22 protein-coding genes are annotated in these 19895 nt (G+C 68.3%); 20 read left to right on the forward strand and 2 right to left on the reverse strand.

Annotated features, from left to right (window positions below; genetic code table 11):
- Nucleotides 1-47 precede the first annotated feature (47 nt).
- From rho to prmC, 4 genes are all read left to right on the forward strand, one after another.
- Nucleotides 48-2342, forward strand: a complete 2295-nt coding sequence (rho, locus tag HDA44_RS00550) for a transcription termination factor Rho (protein ID WP_337905567.1) — start codon at nt 48-50, stop codon at nt 2340-2342.
- Between the two features lie 395 nt (nt 2343-2737).
- The gene (gene rpmE, locus HDA44_RS00555; RefSeq protein ID WP_167207944.1) at nt 2738-2944 is read left to right on the forward strand and encodes a 50S ribosomal protein L31; all 207 of its coding nucleotides are present in this window, start codon (nt 2738-2740) and stop codon (nt 2942-2944) included.
- Nucleotides 2945-3034: 90 nt separating this feature from the next.
- Complete coding sequence (gene prfA, locus HDA44_RS00560; RefSeq protein WP_184830433.1) at nt 3035-4111, forward strand: peptide chain release factor 1; 1077 nt, start codon at nt 3035-3037, stop codon at nt 4109-4111.
- Nucleotides 4108-4938 carry a peptide chain release factor N(5)-glutamine methyltransferase gene (prmC, locus tag HDA44_RS00565; protein ID WP_184830434.1) on the forward strand — a complete coding sequence of 277 codons (831 nt, stop codon included), beginning with the start codon at nt 4108-4110 and terminating at the stop codon, nt 4936-4938. Before prfA ends, prmC begins: the two co-directional genes overlap by 4 nt.
- Nucleotides 4939-4955: 17 nt before the next feature.
- Here prmC and HDA44_RS00570 read toward each other — a convergent pair whose 3' ends face one another.
- Nucleotides 4956-5141, reverse strand: coding sequence for a hypothetical protein (locus tag HDA44_RS00570; protein ID WP_184830435.1), 186 nt, complete (start codon nt 5139-5141; stop codon nt 4956-4958).
- Between the two features lie 78 nt (nt 5142-5219).
- A complete protein-coding gene (locus tag HDA44_RS00575) occupies nt 5220-6242 on the reverse strand; it encodes an adenosine deaminase (RefSeq protein ID WP_184830436.1) in 1023 nt (340 codons plus the stop codon).
- 109 nt (nt 6243-6351) lie between these two features.
- Between HDA44_RS00575 and HDA44_RS00580 the strand changes: the two genes are divergently transcribed.
- From HDA44_RS00580 to HDA44_RS00655, 16 genes are all read left to right on the forward strand, one after another.
- Nucleotides 6352-7215 carry an L-threonylcarbamoyladenylate synthase gene (locus tag HDA44_RS00580; RefSeq protein ID WP_337905568.1) on the forward strand — a complete coding sequence of 288 codons (864 nt, stop codon included), beginning with the start codon at nt 6352-6354 and terminating at the stop codon, nt 7213-7215.
- Nucleotides 7215-8333 (forward strand): glycosyltransferase family 4 protein, encoded by a 1119-nt coding sequence (locus tag HDA44_RS00585; RefSeq protein ID WP_184830438.1) that lies wholly within the window; start codon nt 7215-7217, stop codon nt 8331-8333. Before HDA44_RS00580 ends, HDA44_RS00585 begins: the two co-directional genes overlap by 1 nt.
- A 111-nt stretch (nt 8334-8444) precedes the next feature.
- Nucleotides 8445-8834, forward strand: a complete 390-nt coding sequence (locus HDA44_RS00590; RefSeq protein WP_184830439.1) for a hypothetical protein — start codon at nt 8445-8447, stop codon at nt 8832-8834.
- An 80-nt stretch (nt 8835-8914) separates the two neighbouring features.
- The gene (locus HDA44_RS00595; RefSeq protein ID WP_184830440.1) at nt 8915-10087 is read left to right on the forward strand and encodes a hypothetical protein; all 1173 of its coding nucleotides are present in this window, start codon (nt 8915-8917) and stop codon (nt 10085-10087) included.
- Nucleotides 10088-10320: 233 nt separating this feature from the next.
- Nucleotides 10321-10785, forward strand: a complete 465-nt coding sequence (locus tag HDA44_RS00600) for a Cg1360 family ATP-synthase-associated protein (RefSeq protein WP_184830441.1) — start codon at nt 10321-10323, stop codon at nt 10783-10785.
- A 90-nt stretch (nt 10786-10875) separates the two neighbouring features.
- A complete protein-coding gene (locus HDA44_RS00605; RefSeq protein WP_184830442.1) occupies nt 10876-11091 on the forward strand; it encodes an AtpZ/AtpI family protein in 216 nt (71 codons plus the stop codon).
- Between the two features lie 109 nt (nt 11092-11200).
- A complete protein-coding gene (atpB, locus tag HDA44_RS00610) occupies nt 11201-11983 on the forward strand; it encodes a F0F1 ATP synthase subunit A (protein ID WP_184830443.1) in 783 nt (260 codons plus the stop codon).
- A gap of 76 nt (nt 11984-12059) precedes the next feature.
- Entirely contained in the window at nt 12060-12296 is a 237-nt protein-coding gene (gene atpE, locus HDA44_RS00615; protein ID WP_184830444.1) for an ATP synthase F0 subunit C, read from the forward strand.
- A gap of 30 nt (nt 12297-12326) precedes the next feature.
- Nucleotides 12327-12896 (forward strand): F0F1 ATP synthase subunit B, encoded by a 570-nt coding sequence (locus HDA44_RS00620; RefSeq protein WP_184830445.1) that lies wholly within the window; start codon nt 12327-12329, stop codon nt 12894-12896.
- Nucleotides 12896-13693, forward strand: coding sequence for a F0F1 ATP synthase subunit delta (locus HDA44_RS00625; RefSeq protein ID WP_184830446.1), 798 nt, complete (start codon nt 12896-12898; stop codon nt 13691-13693). The genes HDA44_RS00620 and HDA44_RS00625 overlap by 1 nt, the downstream gene beginning before the upstream one ends.
- 90 nt (nt 13694-13783) lie before the next feature.
- Entirely contained in the window at nt 13784-15421 is a 1638-nt protein-coding gene (gene atpA / locus HDA44_RS00630) for a F0F1 ATP synthase subunit alpha (protein WP_184830447.1), read from the forward strand.
- Nucleotides 15422-15427: 6 nt separating this feature from the next.
- A complete protein-coding gene (locus HDA44_RS00635) occupies nt 15428-16339 on the forward strand; it encodes a F0F1 ATP synthase subunit gamma (protein ID WP_184830448.1) in 912 nt (303 codons plus the stop codon).
- Between the two features lie 5 nt (nt 16340-16344).
- Nucleotides 16345-17799 (forward strand): F0F1 ATP synthase subunit beta, encoded by a 1455-nt coding sequence (gene atpD / locus HDA44_RS00640; RefSeq protein ID WP_184830449.1) that lies wholly within the window; start codon nt 16345-16347, stop codon nt 17797-17799.
- Nucleotides 17799-18191 carry a F0F1 ATP synthase subunit epsilon gene (locus tag HDA44_RS00645; protein WP_184830450.1) on the forward strand — a complete coding sequence of 131 codons (393 nt, stop codon included), beginning with the start codon at nt 17799-17801 and terminating at the stop codon, nt 18189-18191. Before atpD ends, HDA44_RS00645 begins: the two co-directional genes overlap by 1 nt.
- Nucleotides 18192-18291: 100 nt before the next feature.
- Nucleotides 18292-18723, forward strand: coding sequence for a DUF2550 domain-containing protein (locus HDA44_RS00650; protein ID WP_184830451.1), 432 nt, complete (start codon nt 18292-18294; stop codon nt 18721-18723).
- A 152-nt stretch (nt 18724-18875) separates the two neighbouring features.
- On the forward strand, nt 18876-19892 hold the full coding sequence (locus HDA44_RS00655; RefSeq protein ID WP_184830452.1) for a LacI family DNA-binding transcriptional regulator: 1017 nt from the start codon (nt 18876-18878) through the stop codon (nt 19890-19892).
- Nucleotides 19893-19895: the final 3 nt, after the last annotated feature.

Raw genomic sequence — 19895 nt, forward strand, 5'->3', positions numbered from 1 at the left:
TCGGCGAGCCTTTCGGACGCCGACGATCCGTGTGGGAAGGACCTCACGTGACAGAAACTGTTGAAGCCTCCAGCGGAGCAGACGCCGCGGCAACCACCGCGTCGCGTCGCCGGAAAGCTGGCGGCGGCCTCGAGGGCATGCTGCTCCCCGAGCTGAAGCAGCTCGCCGGGACGCTCGGCATCAAGGGCACCGGCGCGCTGCGCAAGGGCCAGCTGATCGAGGCGATCAAGGCCGCCCAGTCCGGAGGCTCGGCCAGTGGTTCCGGCGCTTCCGCGGGCGGTTCGGCCGGGGGTTCCCGGGCCAAGGCTCCGGCCACCCGGCCGACGCAGCCGACGCTCGACGAGGCCGCCGAGGCGACGAACTCCGCCCCGGCCAAGTCCGCCGCCGTGAAGTCGGCGCCGGCCAAGCGCGAGGGTGGCAGTCGCCGGACCCGCGCCGCGGCTCAGAAGGACGCCGCGACCGATGTACCCCAGTCCGATGGTGTGCAGATCTCCGCGCCTGCTGAGGCGGCCGGGGTGACGGCGCCGGGCGCGCAGGCGGAGACCGCCGCGCGGAACGGTGCCGGTACGCAGCACGGGTCCCAGCAGGGCGCCGGCTCGCAGCAAAGCACTGGCGCGGTCGCGCGGAACGGTGCCGGCGAGCGGGCCGAGGCGCGTGCGGACGACCGTTCTGACGACCGCGCTGACAACCAGAACCGCAACCGGGCCCGCGACAACAACCGCGACAACCAGCGGAACCGCGCTGACCAGAACCGTGCCGACCAGAACCGTGCCGACCAGAACCGCGCCGACCAGAGCCGGGACACCAACCGGGACGGTCAGCGCGACAACCGCGACGGCAACCGGGACAGCGGCCGGGAGAGTGGCCGTGACGCGAACCGGGACGGCCGCGCTGACAACCAGCGGAACCGGGCCGATCAGAACGACCGGAACGCGGATCGCGGCACCGGCCGGAACGACGACCGCAACACCGACCGGAACACCAGCCGGAACGATGACCGGGGCGAGGAAGGCGAAGGCCGGCGGCGGCGTCGCCGGGGTCGCGACCGGGACCGGAACCGCGACGGCCAGACCAGCAGCCGTGACGGTCGCGACAGCGGCCGGGACAGTGGCCGGGACCGGGACAACACACGCAACCGTGGCCGCGGCGAGCGGTACGACACCGAGCCGACGATCAGCGAGGACGACGTCCTCGTCCCCGCGGCCGGCATCCTGGACGTCCTCGACAACTACGCGTTCGTCCGGACCAGCGGCTACCTGCCCGGTCCGAACGACGTGTATGTCGCGCTCTCCATGGTCAAGCGCTACGGCCTGCGCAAGGGTGACGCGATCACCGGCGCGGTGAAGCAGCCGCAGGAAGGCGAGCGCAAGGAGAAGTTCAACCCGCTGGTCCGGATCGACACCGTCAACGGTGCCGACCCGGAGATCGCCAAGCAGCGGCAGGACTTCAACAAGCTCACCCCGCTGTACGCGACCGAGCGGCTCCGGCTGGAGACCGAGCCCGGCATCCTGACCACCCGGATCGTCGACATCGTCAGCCCGATCGGCAAGGGTCAGCGCGGCCTGATCGTCTCGCCGCCGAAGGCCGGCAAGACGATGGTGCTGCAGGCGCTGGCGAACGCGATCACCACGAACAACCCCGAAGTGCACCTGATGGTCGTGCTGGTGGACGAGCGGCCCGAAGAGGTCACCGACATGCAGCGGACGGTCAAGGGTGAGGTGATCGCATCCACCTTCGACCGGCCGGCCGACGACCACACCACGGTCGCGGAGCTGGCGATCGAGCGGGCCAAGCGGCTGGTGGAGCTCGGGCACGACGTGGTCGTGCTGCTGGACTCGATCACGCGGCTCGGACGGGCGTACAACATCGCGGCGCCGGCCAGCGGTCGGATCCTGTCCGGTGGTGTCGACTCGTCCGCGCTGTACCCGCCGAAGCGGTTCTTCGGCGCGGCCCGGAACATCGAGGACGGCGGTTCGCTGACCATCCTCGCCACCGCGCTGATCGAGACCGGCTCGAAGATGGACGAGGTGATCTTCGAGGAGTTCAAGGGCACCGGCAACATGGAGCTCCGGCTGCGCCGCGAGTTCGCCGACCGGCGGATCTTCCCGGCCATCGACGTGGTCGCCTCCGGTACCCGCCGCGAGGAGCTGCTGATGTCCAAGGACGAGACCCAGGTGGTCTGGAAGCTGCGCCGGGTGCTGTCCGCGCTGGACGGCCAGGCGGCGCTCGAACTCCTGATCGGCAAGCTCAAGGAGAGCAAGTCGAACATCGAGTTCCTCCTCCAGGTCAACAAAACCACCCCGTCCACAGGGACAACCCACAGCACCACCAACGGCGACTGAGAAAAGACGGTGGCGAGGGGTGGCCAACAAAACCACCCCGTCCACAGGCACCACCCACAGCACCACGAACGGCGACTGAGAAAAGACGGTGGCGAGGGGTGGCCAACAAAACCACCCCGTCCACAGGCACCACCCACAGCACCACGAACGGCGACTGACCCCACCCCACCCCACCCCCGCCGCTGGCGGCGTGGTCCATTTCAGGGGTTCACCTGTGAGGTTGCCCCTTACTGCCGCGGATGCGCGGCAGTAAGGGGCAGTTTCGGGGGTGAACCAGTGAAGTCGCGGCGGCCGGATTTCCGGTGTGGCGGTGGGCGTGGCAAACTGAATGGCTGGTTCCGGTTCACGTTCGTACCGTGCGGACGACCCGGGGCACCTGAACCTAGGAGACTGTTTTGAAGAGCGACATCCACCCGACGTACGTGGAGACCACGGTGACCTGCACCTGTGGCGCCACGTTCACCACGCACTCGACCGCGGAGAACGGCGTGATCCACGCCGACGTGTGCTCGCAGTGCCACCCCTTCTACACCGGTAAGCAGAAGATTCTCGACACCGGTGGCCGGGTCGCCCGCTTCGAGAAGCGCTACGCGAAGAAGTAGTTTTTCGGCCGCGCGCCGGTTCTGCCCGTTCCTGGGCGGAACCGGCGCGCGGTTTGTTCTGTCCGGGAAGCTTGAAGGGAGGAGTGCGACATGTTCGAGGCGGTGCAGTCGCTGAAGGCGGAGTACGCCGAGTTGGAGCGGCAGCTGGCGGAGCCGGAGTTGCACTCCGACCAGGCCAACGCCCGGCGGGTCGGCAAGCGGTACGCCGCGCTGGCGCCGGTGGTGCGGACGTACGACGAATGGCTGCAGACCGGCGACGACATCGAGGCCGCCCGTGAGTTGGCGGCCGAGGACCCGGCGTTCGCCGAGGAGGCCACCCGGTTGAGCGGCCGGCGCGAGGAGCTGGCGGAGCGGTTGCAGACGCTGCTCGTACCGCGTGACCCCAACGACGACAAGGACGCGATCCTCGAGATCAAGGCCGGCGAAGGCGGCGACGAGTCCGCGCTGTTCGCGGGCGATCTGCTCCGGATGTACCTCAAGTACGCCGAGACGCAGGCCTGGAAGACCGAGGTACTGGACTCGGCCGAGTCCGACCTGGGCGGGTACAAGTCGATCACGGTCGCGGTGAAGGCGAAAGGTACGCCGGAGCCGGGCGAGGCGCCGTACGCGAAGCTGAAGTTCGAAGGCGGCGTGCACCGGGTGCAGCGGGTGCCGGTGACCGAGTCGCAGGGGCGGATTCACACCTCCGCGGCCGGCGTGCTGGTGCTGCCGGAAGCCGAGGACGTCGACGTCGAGATCGACCTGAACGACCTGCGGATCGATGTGTTCCGGTCGTCCGGGCCGGGTGGGCAGAGCGTGAACACGACCGACTCCGCGGTCCGGATCACCCACCTCCCGACCGGGATCGTGGTCTCGATGCAGAACGAGAAGTCGCAGCTGCAGAACCGCGAGCAGGCGATGCGGGTGCTGCGTTCCCGGTTGCTGGCGGCGGCGCAGGAGGCGGCCGATCAGGAGGCGTCGGACGCGCGGCGGTCGCAGATCCGGACCGTCGACCGGTCGGAGCGGGTGCGTACGTACAACTTCCCGGAGAACCGGTTCTCGGATCACCGGGTGGGTTACAAGGCGCACAACCTGGATCAGGTGCTGGGTGGGGAGCTGGAGCCGGTCATCAAGGCGCTGACGGACGCGGACCTGGCGGCCCGGCTAGAGGCCGTAGAAGCCCAGTGAGTGACTTGCGAGGGCTTGTGGCTGGGGGTGTGGAGAGGCTGCGGGGGGCGGGGGTGGCTTCGCCGGAGTTTGATGCGGGGGAGTTGATGGCGTTTGTTACCGGGTCGAGTCGGCTGAACCTCGCGGAGCCTACTGCTGAGCAGCAGGTGCGGTACGACGAGTTGATCGAGCGGCGGGCGGCTCGGGAGCCGTTGCAGCATCTGACCGGGACGGCCGCGTTTCGGTACCGGGAGCTCGCGGTCGGCCCAGGTGTGTTCGTACCGCGCCCGGAGACCGAGGTGATGGTCGGATGGATTCTCGACCGGATCGCCGACGTGCAAAACCCGCTGGTGGTGGATCTGTGTACGGGGTCGGGCGCCATCGCGGGGGCGGTCGCGACGGAACGGCCGGACAGTACGGTGCACGCGGTCGAACTGTCGCCGGAAGCCGTCGCCTGGGCCCGGCGGAACCTGGCTGGTACCGGGGCGATCCTGCACGAAGGTGACATCGACGGCTGCCTGCCCGAGCTCGACGGCAGGGTGGATGCGGTGATCTCGAACCCGCCGTACATCCCGCTGACCGCCTGGGAGTCGGTCACCGCCGAGGTGCGCGACCACGACCCGGCTCTCGCGCTGTGGTCCGGCGACGACGGGCTCGACGAGATCAAGGTGGTGGCCGCGACGGCCGGGCGGTTGCTCGTACCCGGCGGGTGGTTCGCCTGCGAGCACGCGGACGTACAAGGCGAGTCGGCCCCGGCGGTCTTCGCCGCGACCGGCCACTTCGCCGAGGTCCGCGACCACCAGGACCTCTCCGCCCGGAACAGATTCGTCACCGGCCGCCGCGTCTAGCGCCAGCTTGCGGCCGGCTACTGCCGGCCGGGGTGCTGGGAGCCGGTGGTTCGGCCACGGGAGGTCCCGTCGGTGGGCCGCCCGCCGTGCTCGGTGCCGCGCGGCTTCACGCCGTCCTTCATGTTGTTGGCCGCCCGTCCTTCGTCGGCCAGCTTGCGCAGCCTCTCCTTCTCTGCCTCCGACACCTTGTTGCGTTCCGCCATTGGATCCTCCTCGGTAGTCACTGTGAACGAACGTGTGACGACCGGGCCCCATACCTGGTTCCAACGTTTGACTTCCAGTTAGCCGTTCTGAGTTACGTAGCTGTCGATCTCGGTCAGCAGCGCGTCCTTGACCGCGTCCTCGGCGAACGATTCGCGGACGGCCGTCTTCGCCAGCTCGCCGGCGCCGGCCGCGTCCAGGTCGAGCAGGCGCGACGCGACCACGTACTCGTTCGTCAGGTCGGTGCCGAACATCGGCGGGTCGTCGGAGTTGATCGTCACCACCAAGCCGGCGTCGACCATCGCGCGCAGTGGGTGCACGTCGTACGAGTCGACCGCGCGGGTGGCGATGTTCGACGTCGGACTGACCTCCAGCGGAATCCGGTGCTCGCCCAGGTAGTCGACCAGCGCCGGGTCCTGCATCGCCGATGTACCGTGCCCGATCCGCTCGGCCTTCAGTACCCGGACCGCGTCCCAGATCGTTTCCGGGCCGGTCGTCTCACCCGCGTGCGGCACGCTGTGCAGCCCGGCCGCGATCGCCGCCTCGAAGTGCGGCTGGAACTGCGGGCGCGGTACGCCGATCTCCGGCCCGCCGAGGCCGAACCCGACCAGTCCGGCCGGCCGGATCCTGGTGGCGATCCGCAACGTCTCGTCCGCGCCGGGGATGCCGTCCTCGCCGGAGATGTCGAAGATCCAGCGCAGCACCAGGCCGAACTCCTTCTCGGCCGCGATCCGCGCGTCCTCGATCGCCTCGCAGAACGCCTCGGCGGCGATCCCGCGGGTCACCGAGGTGTACGGCGTGACGGTCAGCTCGGCGTACCGGAGGTTCTGCTGCTCGGTCATCTCGCGGGCGATCTCGTACGTGAGCAGGCGGACGTCGTCGGGTGTCCTGATCAGGTCGACGACACTCAGGTAGATGTCGATGAAGTGCGCGAAGTCGCTGAACTTGAAGTACTCGGACAGCGCGGCCGGATCGGCCGGTACCGGCGACCCGGGATGCCGCGCGGCCAGCTCGGCCACGATCCGCGGCGAGGCGGATCCGACGTGGTGGACATGCAGCTCGGCCTTCGGCAAACCGGCGAGAAACTCACGTGTCACAGTCATGGCCGGGATCTTAGGGAAGGTCCGGGGCGTACGTCCGGAAAGCTGACATTTGAATGTCATGGTCGGCCCGGTTGGAGTCGGGGCGGGAGTGAGTGGCACGATTCACTCCGTGAGTGAGCGCTTCGATTTCACCGGGGACGAACTGGCACCCGCGTACCGTGCGGCGGTCGACGCCATCGAGGCCGGGGACCTCGTGGTGCTGCCGACCGACACCGTGTACGGGCTGGCTGCCGACGCCTTCAAAGCAGACGCCGTGCAGCGGCTGCTCGATGCCAAGGGCCGTGGCCGCGACATGCCGCCGCCGGTGCTGATCTCGGTGGTGGAGTCGCTGGACGCGCTCGCCACCGACGTACCCGACAGCGGCCGGAAGCTGGCGCAGGAGTTCTGGCCCGGCCCGCTGACGCTGATCTGCCACGCGCAGGGGTCGCTGCTGTGGGACCTGGGGGAGACCCAGGGCACCGTCGCGCTGCGGGTCCCGGACCACGAGAACACCCGCGAGCTGCTGTCCCGTACGGGCCCGCTGGCCGTCAGCTCGGCGAACAAGTCCGGCCAACCGGCCGCGATGGACGTGTACGACGCCGAGGAGCAGTTGTCGGAGTCGGTCGCGGTGTACCTGGACGGCGGCGAGGTGAACGGAGGCCGGCCCTCCACGATCGTCGACATCACCGGCGACACCCCGCGAGTAGTCCGCCTGGGCGCCCTCACCCTGGACCAGCTCAGAGCAGTAGTCCCCGAAGTAACCACGGACGACGAGCCCACACCCTCTGAGCCAAACCCAGCTGTAACCGACGAGCCGGCAGCAACTGCTTCTCCCGAGCCGGCACCAGACGCTTCTCCCGAGACGGCACCCGCCGCGGAGAAGGATGCGGGTGCTGAGGAGCCGGGGGAGAAGTCGGCTGGTAAGCCAACTGATCAGGGTGGGTCGGCGTCTCATGGGGAGAAGACCGACTCTGACGTGAGGCCTGCGGACTAGTGCGTGAGTACCTGCTGGTCTTGTTCGTGGCGATGGCCACGACTTTTCTGCTGACCGGTGTGGCTCGGCAGATTGCGGTGCGTTACGGCGCGGTCGCCAAGGTGCGGTCGCGGGACGTCCACAAGGTGCCGATCCCGTACTTCGGTGGCCTGTCCATTCTCGGCGGCCTGATCGCCGGTTTCGCGGTCGCCTCCAACCTGCCGTTCCTCGGCAACAGCCTGCAGGTCGCCCACGACGCGCGGGCGATCCTGGCCGGCGGCGTGGTGATCTGCGCGGTCGGCGTGATCGACGACCTGTACGAGCTCGACGCGATCACCAAGCTCGCGGGTGAGGTCCTCGCGGTCGGCGTGATGATCGTCCAGGGCATCCAGCTGTTCTGGCTCCCGCTTCCGGGCGGCGTGATCTCCCCGTCACCCGCACTGCTCGCGGTGCTGACCGCCGGCATCCTGCTGGTCTGCTGCAACGCGGTGAACTTCGTCGACGGCCTCGACGGCCTGGCCGCGGGCGTGACCGCGATCGGCGCGACCGCCTTCTTCACGTACTCGTACCTGCTGAACGTGCACGAGAACCTCGACCGCGCCACCACCTCGACCCTGATCACGGTCGCGCTGGCCGGCGCCTGCCTCGGTTTCCTCCCGCACAACTTCTTCCCGGCGAGAGTGTTCATGGGCGATTCCGGCGCGTTGCTGATCGGCCTGATGCTGGCCGCGTCGACGATCAGCCTGACCGGACAGATGGACCCGAACGCGGTCCCGTACGAGGTGGGTGGCTCCAGCCTGCTGCCCGCGCTGCTCCCGTTGGTGTTGCCGATCGCCATCCTCGCGATCCCCGCGCTGGACCTCACGCTCGCCTACATCCGCCGCACCAAGGCCGGCCGCTCACCGTTCGCCGCGGACAAGCAGCACCTGCACCACCGGCTGATGCAACGCGGTCATTCGCACCGCCGCGCGGTCCTGCTGATGTACCTGTGGACCGCCCTGATCGCGTACGGAGTGGTCGTCCTCGGCCTCGCCCTGTACTGGTGGACCGCCCTGATCGTGCTCGTCGTCGGCGTCACCGCGGTCGCCCTCACCACCGGGCTGCCGCGGCGTTCCCGCAAGCCGCTCGCCAAGATCTGAACGCCGAACCCATACAAACGATTGTCTGGGTGGTTTGTACCGATTGTCGCTTCTCGACCCCGCTCTGTAGTGGAAAAGTCACCCACGTCAGAAAACTACAGGGGAAAGTGGATGACAATGCAGCGAGTATTGGTTCGGGCAATTGCGGCGACCGCTGTCGGTGCGGCCGCGGCGGGTGGATTGTCAATCGCGGCCTGGGGCGCGACGGATTCGGCTCAGGCGTGCGCTCATTACGTCGCACCGCCGGATTCGAACGGCAACAACGTCTGGGTGAGCGGTAGCCGGCGCGGCTGTACCGGAAACGTCCGGCTGACGATCGAGCTGTTCAAGAGCTACTGGGGTGTCGACGGCGTGGTGGCGACCGGCACCGGGACCGGCACGAACTTCGAGGTGACCGCGAAGGGCGCCTGTGCCGACCTCGGTCACCAAAAGGAGGTCTACGGCAAGCTGAAGGATTCCTCCGGTGGCACCTGGCAGGGCGTCAAGCAGAAGGAGTGCTGAGGTTCGTCTGCTCGTGACGGCGCTCGGCGGCAAGCTCAGGGCCTGCCGCCGGGCGCCGTCCGCTTCGGGGAGGGATCGAGATGTCCAGCAAGTCCTGGCGGGCGTTCGCCCTGCTGGCGGGTACGGCGCTGCTGCCGACCGTGCTCTTGACCAGCGGGATGAGGTCCGAGTTGCGCTACGCGTCCTGGGCGGAGACGGCCCGGGTACTGTCCACGTCCCTGATCGTGATTCTGCCGGTCGTGACGTTGGCGGTCCTGTTCCTGGCCGCCGGTCAAACCCCGCGCGGGGTGGTCGGCGCGGTGCTGTCCGGCTGGTTGGTGGGTGCCGGCCCGGCGCTGTTCTGGACGGTCCGTACGGCCGGTGACGCGCCGCCGCTCCTCTTCCTGCTCGTACCGATCGCCTGGCTGGCCGCGGTCGCGACTACCGCCGCGCTCCTCGTCCGGGCGGTCCGGCGGCGTACCGCGATAGTTGCCGCCGGCATCTTCTGGCTGATCGTGATCGGCGCGGACCTGAGTACCGGCCGGGATTCCCGCTGGCTTTCCTTGCTGCCGTTCAGCGGAATGTCGGGACAGCCGTCGGGTGAAGTCGCTTTGAATTCCTGGCTTGCCGGAGTGCGATTGTTCGTCGCCGCCGCGATGGTGGTGGCGGTCGCATTTCTGGCGTACCCGAATCGCCGGACCGCCGGCTGGGCGGCGGTCGGTGTCATCATCGCTTCGATCGCCTTTCCGGTGCCGGTTTATGCCAGTGCGGCACCTCAGGTCGCCTGCCTGGACGGCCGGCCGCGGGTGTGTCTGCTGACCGAACATCGAAGCGACCTGCCCGCGGTGAAGGCGATGGTCGATCGCGTGGCCGCGGCGGCCGGGCCGGAGCTCTTCCCGTTCACGCTGGCGAGCGAAACGGCCGTGAACGGCCCCACCGCCGTGCAGCTCGCGGTCGGCCCGGAGCGTACGGGTTCGCTGGCCCGCGACGTAGCCGGCGAACTCGCGGGCAAGGTGGCCCGGATCGACCGCTGCGCACCCACTCCGGGGCAGCACGTCGATCCCGCGTACCGGCTGGTGGCGTTCTGGTTCGTCGAGCGGATGGGCCTTCCGCTGGACGATTTCGCCCGCGACCCGGAGCTCGAGCCCCGGCTCGCGGCCTGGCGCCGGCATCCGGCCGAGGTCACGGCCGCGCTCCGTACGCTGACCGGGCGGCTCGACGCCTGCACCCTGACGGCGGGCGAACTCCCGGCCGGTCCGCCGGCGACCCGCTAGCCCGGAATCCGTGCTCCGGGGGACCAGACCAGTCGGTGTCGTGGCCTACCGATAAGGTGTTCGTGTACAGCGGGCTGGGGTGCACGTTCCTGCCGCGTTTGCTGACGATGCAGACTTTGTGCTAGTTTTCACAAGCACGCCAAGCAGCACCGAAGAACAGCGACACCCCTGACCCCGCCCAACCCGACGAGCTGGCCGCGAGACCAGTTTCGCCAGCAGGACGGAACCACCAGATGGCTCCCATGGCCCACAGCCCCGAAATCGCCGGCCAAGCTACCAAGCACCCGGCGCTGGCAATGCTGCGTGGCGCTCTGGTCGCGGCCGTCGTCGTCGGCGTCAACGCCGCCGCGGTCTCGACCGTCGCGGCCGGCCTGAAGGGCCTGTGGGGCGCGCTGCTCGGGCTGCTGATGGTGATCATCTTCTCCGGCGCCGGTCTGCTCGCGCTGCATCTGTCCCGGCGGACGTCGCCGACCACGCAGCTCGCGGTCGCGATGGCCTCGTACACCGGCCGGATCGCCATCTTCGGCGGCCTGCTGGCGATCGCGCTGAACTCCGACGCCCTGGCCCAGAACGTGAATCTGACCGCGCTGGGAATCTGCGCGATGGTGGTCGTGATGGGCTGGATGGCCGGCGAGATCTGGGCCTGGTCCCGGCTCCGGGTGCCGATCTACGACCTGGACAAAGAAGTGACGGCATGAGCACCGCCGGTAACGATTGCCCTGCCGTGGTGGAGATTACCGGGGCCGATGTGACCGGATCTGTCGCCAACTGGTACGTTGCGGGTGCCAATGAGCGAGAACCAGGATCCGAAGCCATCACCCCCCAATTCGGGCGACGGCTGGCGGGTCCTGTCCTACTTGATCGGCGGTGTCGCCCTGTACGGCGGCATCGGCTTCGGGTTGGACCGGCTCTTCGGCACCCAGTTCTTGCTTCCGGTGGGCATCGTGCTCGGTGCCGGGCTCACCATCTTGATGTTGCACTTCCGGTACGGGTCGCGGTCCTGACCTCGGGTCTGATCCTTACCGGGTCTGACGTTGCTTACCGCCATGCCCTGAGCCGCCCTGCCCTTTGCCACAAGGCGTCCGACTTGAGCACGACGCGAGAGGAGACCCGGTGACCGCCGGCGTTCCGACCGAGTTCATCGCACCCGGTCCACAGAACTTCACCACCCCGCCGATCATCGACGGCGTGGACTGGTTCACCAAGCCCGTCCTGGTGGCCGCTTTGTCCGTCGTGGTGATCGTCTGGTTCTTCTGGGGTGCGTCCCGCAAGGCAGCGATCGTTCCGTCGAAGCTGCAGTTCGCCGGCGAGCTCGGCTACAACTTCGTCCGGAACTCGATCGCCCGGGACGCGATCGGCAGCCAGGACCACATGAAGTACGTGCCGTACCTGTGCGGTCTGTTCTTCTTCATCCTGCTGAACAACGTGGCGGCCAGCATTCCGCTGATCCAGTTCCCGACCTTCAGCCACGCCGGCTGGGCCTATGTCGCGGCGATCATGAGCTGGGTCATCTACAACGCGGTCGGCATCAAGAAGAAGGGCCTCTGGGGCTACTTCAAGCACCAGACGATGCCGGCCGGCGTGCCGGTCTGGCTGATGCCGCTGATGATCCCGATCGAGTTCATCTCGAACATCCTGGTCCGGCCGATCTCGCTCAGCCTGCGGTTGTTCGCGAACATGTTCGCCGGCCACATCCTGCTGCTGGTGTTCGTGCTCGGCGGCGAGTACATGGTGTTCGAGTCCGGGAAGATCTTCCTCGGCGGCGTCGGCGTCATCACCTTCCTGATGGGCCTCGCGATCGCCGGGCTGGAGCTGTTCGTCCAGTGCATCCAGGCGTACATCTTCGTGGTGCTGACCGCGCAGTACATCGGCAGCGCGATCGCCGACGAACACTGATTCGCCGCACCACCCACAGACCCGTAGTAAACGGAAACCCGGATAGCCCCTATCCGTACCGAAAGGAAACACCGAAATGAGCAACCTGGCGCTCGCCATCACCGGTGACATCGCCGTTCTGGGCTACGGCCTCGCTGCCATCGGCCCGGGTGTTGGTGTCGGTCTGATCTTCGCCGCCGTCATCAACGGCACCGCGCGGCAGCCGGAGGCGCAGAGCAAGCTGCAGTCGATCGCGTGGATCGGCTTCGGCGTCACCGAGGTTCTGGCGATCATCGGTATCGCGCTCGCGTTCGTGTTCAAGGGTCACGCCTGATCCAACCCCCCTGACTGACAGGACCCAGAGATGCTGACGTTAGTTGTTCCGCTGACAGCCGCGGACGAGACACCGAGTCCGCTGCTGCCGCACACGGCTGAGATCATCTTCGGCTTCGTCTTCCTGGTCCTGCTGGCCATCGCCTTCGCCAAAGTCGTCGTTCCGAAGTTCGAGAAGGCGTACGCCGATCGGACCGCGGCGATCGAAGGCGGGATGAACGAGGCCAAGCGGGCCCAGGCCGAGGCGAAGGCGGCTTTGGAGAAGTACAACGCGCAGCTTGCCGAAGCCCGGCAGGAAGCCGCGAAGATCCGTGAGGACGCCCGCGAGCAGGGTGCGGTCATCATCGCGGAGATGCGTGAGCAGGCGAACGCCGAGGCCGAGCGGATCGTCACCCACGCGCGCACCCAGATCGACGCCGAGCGGAGCCAGGCGGTTGCCTCGCTGCGCGGCGAGGTCGGGCAGATGGCGACCACGCTGGCCGGCCGGATCGTCGGTGAGTCGCTCGAGGACGAGGCCCGGCAGCGGCGTACGGTCGAGCGCTTCCTGGCCGACCTGGAGGCGTCGGAGTCGGCGCGCCAGGCCGTCGGAACGGACGGCTGATGCGCGGCGCGTCGAACGAGTCACTCGCCCGGGCCGAGCAGGCCCTGGCGGGTGCGACGCCGGCCGAGGAACTGGGCGGCGAGCTGTTCTCGATCGCCCGGCTGCTGGACGGCAGCGGCGCGCTCCGGCGCGCACTGACCGACCCGGCCCGTCCGGCGGCCGCCAAGGCAGGGCTGGCACGGCAGTTGTTCGGCGGCAAGATCTCGGCGGCGGCGCTCGAGGTGCTGTCCGCCGCGGTGACCGGTCGCTGGGTCAGTGGCCGGGACCTGGGCGACGCGCTGGACCAGCTCAGCGTCCAGGCCGAGGTGGCCTACGCCGACACCCGGCGGACGCTGGACGAGGTCGAGGACCAGCTGTTCCGGCTGGACCGGGTGGTCGCCGCCGAGCGGGCGCTGGCCGACAAGCTCGGTGACCGCGCGATCCCGGTGGAACGCCGCCAGGAGCTGATCCGTGGACTGCTGCAGGGCAAGGCCGACGCCACCACGGTGCGGCTGGCCGAACGGGCCGTCGACGGCCGGGGCCGTAGCTTCGCGGGCTCGCTGCGGGTGTACCAGGTCGCCGCGGCGGCCCGGCGCAGCGCGAGCATCGCGACCGTACGGGTCGCCGGCGACCTGTCCGCGGCGGAGCGCAACCGGCTCGCGACGGCACTCGGCCGGCAGTACGGCCGGGAGATCCAGCTGAACGTGATCGTCGACCCGAGCGTGGTCGGCGGCGTCCGGGTGGACATCGGCGACGAAGTGATCGACGGAACCATCGCGGCCAAGCTCGACGAAGCGCAACGGCGCATCGCGGGCTGACGGCCCTTAACGACAGAAGCGGCGCTAAGGGTCCGGAAAAGCCTTTAGAGCCACGACAGGCCAGCAAGGTCAAAGGAAGCAGGAAACGCAATGGCTGAGCTCACGATCAGGCCGGAGGAGATCCGGGACGCCCTGGATCGGTTCGTCACCGATTACCAGCCCGACGAGGTGGCTGCCGAAGAGGTCGGTACCGTCGTCGACGCCGGTGACGGGATCGCGCACGTCGAGGGCCTGCCCTCGGTGATGACCAACGAGCTGCTCGAGTTCGAGGACGGCACCCGCGGGATCGCGCTGAACCTCGACGTCCGCGAGATCGGTGTCGCCGTCCTCGGTGAGTTCGACGGGATCGAGGAGGGCCAGCAGGTCCGCCGGACCGGCCAGGTGCTTTCGGTACCGGTCGGCGAGGGCTACCTCGGCCGCGTGATCGACCCGCTGGGCAAGCCGATCGACGGCCTCGGCGAGATCAAGGACCTCGAGGGCAACCGCGCGCTGGAGCTGCAGGCGGCCGGCGTGATGGACCGCCAGGAGGTCCGGCAGCCGCTGCAGACCGGGATCAAGGCGATCGACGGCATGATCCCGATCGGCCGGGGCCAGCGGCAGCTGATCATCGGTGACCGCAAGACCGGCAAGACCGCGATCGCGGTCGACACGATCATCAACCAGAAGGCCAACTGGGACTCCGGTGACCCGGAGAAGCAGATGCGCTGCATCTACGTGGCGATCGGCCAGAAGGGCTCGACGATCGCCGCCGTCCGCGGTGCGCTCGAAGAGGCCGGCGCGATGGAGTACACCACCATCGTCGCCTCCCCGGCGTCCGACCCGGCCGGCTTCAAGTACGTCGCGCCGTACACCGGCTCGGCGATCGGCCAGCACTGGATGTACCAGGGCAAGCACGTCCTGATCGTGTTCGACGACCTGACCAAGCAGGCCGAGGCGTACCGCGCGATGTCGCTGCTGCTGCGCCGCCCGCCGGGCCGCGAGGCGTACCCGGGTGACGTCTTCTACCTGCACAGCCGGCTGCTCGAGCGTTGCGCGAAGCTGTCGAACGAGCTCGGCGCGGGCTCGATGACCGGTCTGCCGGTGATCGAGACCAAGGCGAACGACGTCTCGGCGTTCATCCCGACCAACGTCATCTCGATCACCGACGGCCAGATCTTCCTGCAGTCCGACCTGTTCAACGCCAACATCCGGCCGGCCATCGACGTCGGTATCTCGGTCTCCCGGGTCGGTACGGCCGCGCAGATCAAGGGTATGAAGAAGGTCGCCGGAACGCTGAAGCTGGACCTTGCCCAGTTCCGCGCGATGGAGGCGTTCGCGATGTTCGCGTCCGACCTGGACGCCACCTCGCGCCGGCAGCTCGACCGTGGCCAGCGGCTGGTTCAGCTGCTGCGTCAGCCGCAGTACTCGCCGTACCCGGTCGAGGACCAGATCATCTCGATCTGGGCCGGTACCACCGGGCACTTCGACGACGTGCCGGTGAACGACGTGCTCCGGTTCGAGCGGGACTTCCTGGACTACCTGCGCCGGGAGAGCAAGGTGCTCAGCGCGATCCGTGAGTCCGGTCAGTTCGGCGACGACGAGGCGCAGGCCGCGACCGACGCGCTGAAGGCGTTCAAGCCGACCTTCCAGACCTCCGAGGGCACCCTGCTCGGCACCGAGGCGGAAGCCGAGGCGATGGACGAAGAGGACGTCGAGCAGGAGCAGATCGTCAAGCAGAAGCGGGGCTGATCGACCGTGCCTGCCAACCTGCGGGAGCTTCGTGATCGGAAGGCCTCGGTCACGACGATCAAGAAGCTCACCCGCGCGATGGAGCTGATCGCGGCGTCCCGGATCGTCAAGGCGCAGCAACGCGCCCAGGCGGCCGGTCCGTACGCGCGTGAGCTCACCCGTGCCGTGTCGGCGGTGGCGACGTTCTCGAACGTCGACCACCCGCTGACCACCGAGAAGCCGAACCCGAAGCGGGCAGCGGTGCTGCTGATCACCTCCGACCGCGGTCAGGCCGGCGCGTACTCGGCGAACGTGATCCGGGAAGGCGAGCGGCTGAACCAGCTGCTCCGCGAAGACGGCAAGGAGATCGTTCCTTACGTCAGCGGCCGGAAGGGCATCGCGTACTACGCCTTCCGGCAGCGCCCGGTCGTGCAAACGTGGAGCGGCGAGTCCGACAACCCGAGCTTCGCGCAGGCCCGGGAGATCGCCGACGCGCTGATCGAGGCGTTCCTGACCCCGACCGAGGAGGGCGGCGTGGACGAGATCCACATCGTCTTCACCCGGTTCGTGTCGATGCTCACCCAGCGCGCGGACGTGATCCGGCTGCTGCCGCTGGAGGTCGTCGAGGGTGAAGAGGCGCCGGCGGCCGACGACGTGCTGCCGCTGTACGAGTTCGAGCCGTCGGCCGAAGAGGTACTCGACGGGCTGCTGCCGAAGTACGTCGCCAGCCGAATCCACTACTGCATGCTGCAGGCGGCCGCTTCCGAGCTGGCCAACCGGCAGCGGGCGATGAAGTCCGCGACGGACAACGCGCAGGACCTGATCGAGAAGCTGACGCGGGACCTGAACCAGGCCCGCCAGGCCCAAATTACCCAGGAAATCAGCGAGATCGTCGGTGGCGCCACGGCGCTCGCCGATGCGAACGCCGGGAGCGAGTGAGAGAGATGACTGCCACGGTTACCGAGAAGAACAACGAGGCCGCCGCCCCCGGCGTCGGTCGCGTCGCCCGGGTGATCGGCCCGGTCGTCGACGTCGAGTTCGCGGCCGACGCGATCCCCGACATGTACAACGCGCTCGAGGTGGACATCACCCTGGGCGACAGCACCCAGACGATCACCCTCGAGGTGGCGCTGCACGTCGGCGACAACATCGTCCGGGCGATCTCGATGAAGCCGACCGACGGTCTGGTCCGTGGCGCCGAGGTGCGCGACACCGGCGCGGCCATCTCCGTGCCGGTCGGTGACGTCACCAAGGGCCGGGTCTGGTCCGTGACCGGCAAGTGCCTGAACCAGGACGAGTCCGAGTTCGAGATCACCGAGCGCTGGCCGATCCACCGCAAGGCGCCGGCCTTCGACCAGCTCGAGTCCAAGACCGAGATGCTGGAGACCGGCATCAAGGTGCTGGACCTGCTCACGCCGTACGTGCAGGGTGGCAAGATCGGCCTGTTCGGTGGTGCGGGTGTCGGCAAGACCGTCATGATCCAGGAGATGATCTACCGGATCGCCCACAACTTCGGTGGCACCTCGGTGTTCGCCGGCGTCGGGGAGCGTACCCGTGAGGGCAACGACCTGATCAACGAGATGGAAGAGGCCGGGGTCTTCAAGGACACCGCGCTGGTCTTCGGTCAGATGGACGAGCCGCCGGGCACCCGGCTGCGGGTGGCGCTGTCGGCGCTGACGATGGCGGAGTACTTCCGCGACGTCAAGGAGCAGGACGTACTGCTCTTCATCGACAACATCTTCCGCTTCACCCAGGCCGGTTCCGAGGTCTCCACGCTGCTCGGCCGGATGCCCTCGGCCGTTGGTTACCAGCCGAACCTGGCCGACGAGATGGGCGTACTGCAGGAGCGGATCACGTCGACGCGCGGTCACTCGATCACCTCGATGCAGGCGATCTACGTACCCGCCGACGACTACACCGACCCGGCGCCGGCCACCACGTTCGCGCACCTGGACGCGACCACCGAGCTGTCCCGTGACATCGCCTCGCGTGGTCTGTACCCGGCCGTCGACCCGCTGACCTCGACGTCGCGGATCCTCGACCCGCAGTACATCGGCCAGGAGCACTACGACGTGGCCGTCCGGGTGAAGCAGATCCTGCAGAAGAACAAGGAACTGCAGGACATCATCGCCATCCTCGGTGTCGACGAGCTCACCGAAGAGGACAAGATCACCGTCGCCCGGGCGCGCCGGATCGAGCAGTTCCTGTCCCAGAACACCTACATGGCGGAGAAGTTCACCAACGTCCCGGGTTCCACCGTGCCGCTGAAGGACACCATCGAGTCCTTCAAGAAGATCACCGAAGGCGAGTGCGACCACATCGCCGAGCAGGCGTTCTTCAACGTCGGTTCGCTCGACGACGTCGAGCGCAAGTGGGCCGAGCTGCAGAAGGAAAGCTGATGGCTGACCACTTGGAGGTGGCGCTGGTCGCCGCCGAGCGGACGGTCTGGCAGGGGCAGGCGAAGATCGTCATCGCCCGGACCACGGACGGCGACGTCGGCATCCTGCCCGGCCACGCGCCGCTGCTGGGCCTGCTGCAGGGCGGCACCGTCCAGGTGCGGACCGTCGACGACGAGTACTTCGTCGCGGCCGCGCCGGACGGCTTCATCTCGGTGGCGAACGACCGGGTCTCGATCCTGGCCGAGAACGCCGAGATGGGTCACGACATCGACCTCGAAGAGGCTCGCCGGGACCTCGAGCAGGCGCTGGCCGCCGGGCTCGACACCGACGAGGACACCGACGAGGTGCGACTCGCCGAGGCCAGGGTTCGGGCCGCCGAGCAGACTGCCTAACCGGACCTGCCATAATCGAATATCGTCACTGACAGTACGGTTCTCCGGGGTGCCCGGGTGAGTACCGAAGATCGGGCACCGGAAATGAGGTCGGCAAGGTATGAGGACAGCCCTCGATGTCGTCGGGGTCTGTCTGCTTGCCGCCGTGCTGTTCATCGTGCTGGTCGCGTTCCGCCGTCGCTGGTTGTCCAGGGACGGCGGAACTTTTGATTGCAGCCTGCAGCTCGCGCAGAAGGAACACGGCCGCGGCTGGGCCCTCGGCCTGGCCCGCTACGTCGGCGACGACCTGCAGTGGTTCCGCGTCTTCAGCCTGGCCTGGTGGCCCAAGCTGGTGGTCAACCGCCGCCAGCTCGAAGGCATCACCACCCGCCGCCCGATGGGCAACGAGCCCCTGGTCACGTACGCCGGCCACGTCATCGTCGACGCCAAACTGCACGACCGCACGGTCCACTTCGCGATGACCGAAGAAGCCCTCACCGGCGTCCTCGCCTGGATGGAATCCGCACCCCCGAGCACCCAGACGTACCTGTAACTAGTACCCGCCGGACCAGGTCAGGCCCCTCGCTCTTGACATGCGTGCTTGGTGTTCGTAGGTTCCTGCGCATACGTAAGAGCAACGCGCTCCAAGCTCGTAGCTGGTTGTTCATACGTATGAGCGTGCACCGACTGCTTGTAGGAGAGCTGATGAAAGCGCCGCGTCAGGCTGATGTCGCCCGGCTTGCCGGGGTGTCGCAGTCGGCGGTGTCGCGGGTGGTGAGTGGCGACATCGACCGGATTCCGCTGGAGACCCGGGACCGGATTCTCGCGGCGGTGCGGGAGCTCGGGTACGTCCCGAACGCGGCCGCGCGGAATCTCCGGAACAAGCGCAATCGGCTGCTCGGCGTACACACCTTCGAGGCGGTGTTCCCGCATGCCCGTGAGGACTTCTACTTCGAGTTCCTGCTCGGGATCGAGGAGCGGGCCGAGGAGCTCGGGTACGACCTGGTGCTCTTCACGTCGACGGGTACGAAAGACGGCCGCCGCCGGATCTACCGGGACGGGACGAACCGGCTGAACCTTGCCGACGGCACCGTTCTGCTCGGTGCCGCGACCGACCGGGACGAGCTGGCCCGGTTGTCGCACGACGGCTACCTGTTCGTCCACATCGGCCGCCGGGAGGTGCCGGGCGCGGCGATTCCGTGCATCATCCCCGACTACGCGACGGCCGCCGACCAGATCGTCACGTCGCTGGCCGAGCGCGGGCACCGGCACTTGGCGTACCTGCACTCGGGCGCCGACCAGGAGGCGTACGCGGATCGCCGCACCGGCTACCGGGCAGCGGTCGAACGCCTTGGACTGCAAGACCGCTCGCCGGGTTATCGCGGCGAGCCGGGGCTGACCGACGCGTGGCTGGACGAGCTGGCCGCCGGACCGGAGACCGCGGTGGTGGCCGAGAACATCGGCCAGGCCGAGGACCTACGGAACCGGCTGGCCGCGCGCGGCCTGACCATTCCGGCGGATCTGTCGGTGGCCGTGCTGGAGGGATCGAGTGACGAGCCTGGGCACCGGTGGGACTGCCTGGTGATCACGCGCAAGGAGATCGGCCGGATCGCGATCGACGCCCTGGTGGCGCGGATCGAGGCTCCGGACGTGGAGCCGGTCAGCCAACTGGTGCCCTGCGACCTGGTGGCCGGCGAAACCGTCGCCGCGCCCCGTACCTAAGGA

The organism is Kribbella solani, assembly GCF_014205295.1.
Taxonomy (GTDB): Bacteria; Actinomycetota; Actinomycetes; order Propionibacteriales; family Kribbellaceae; genus Kribbella; species Kribbella solani.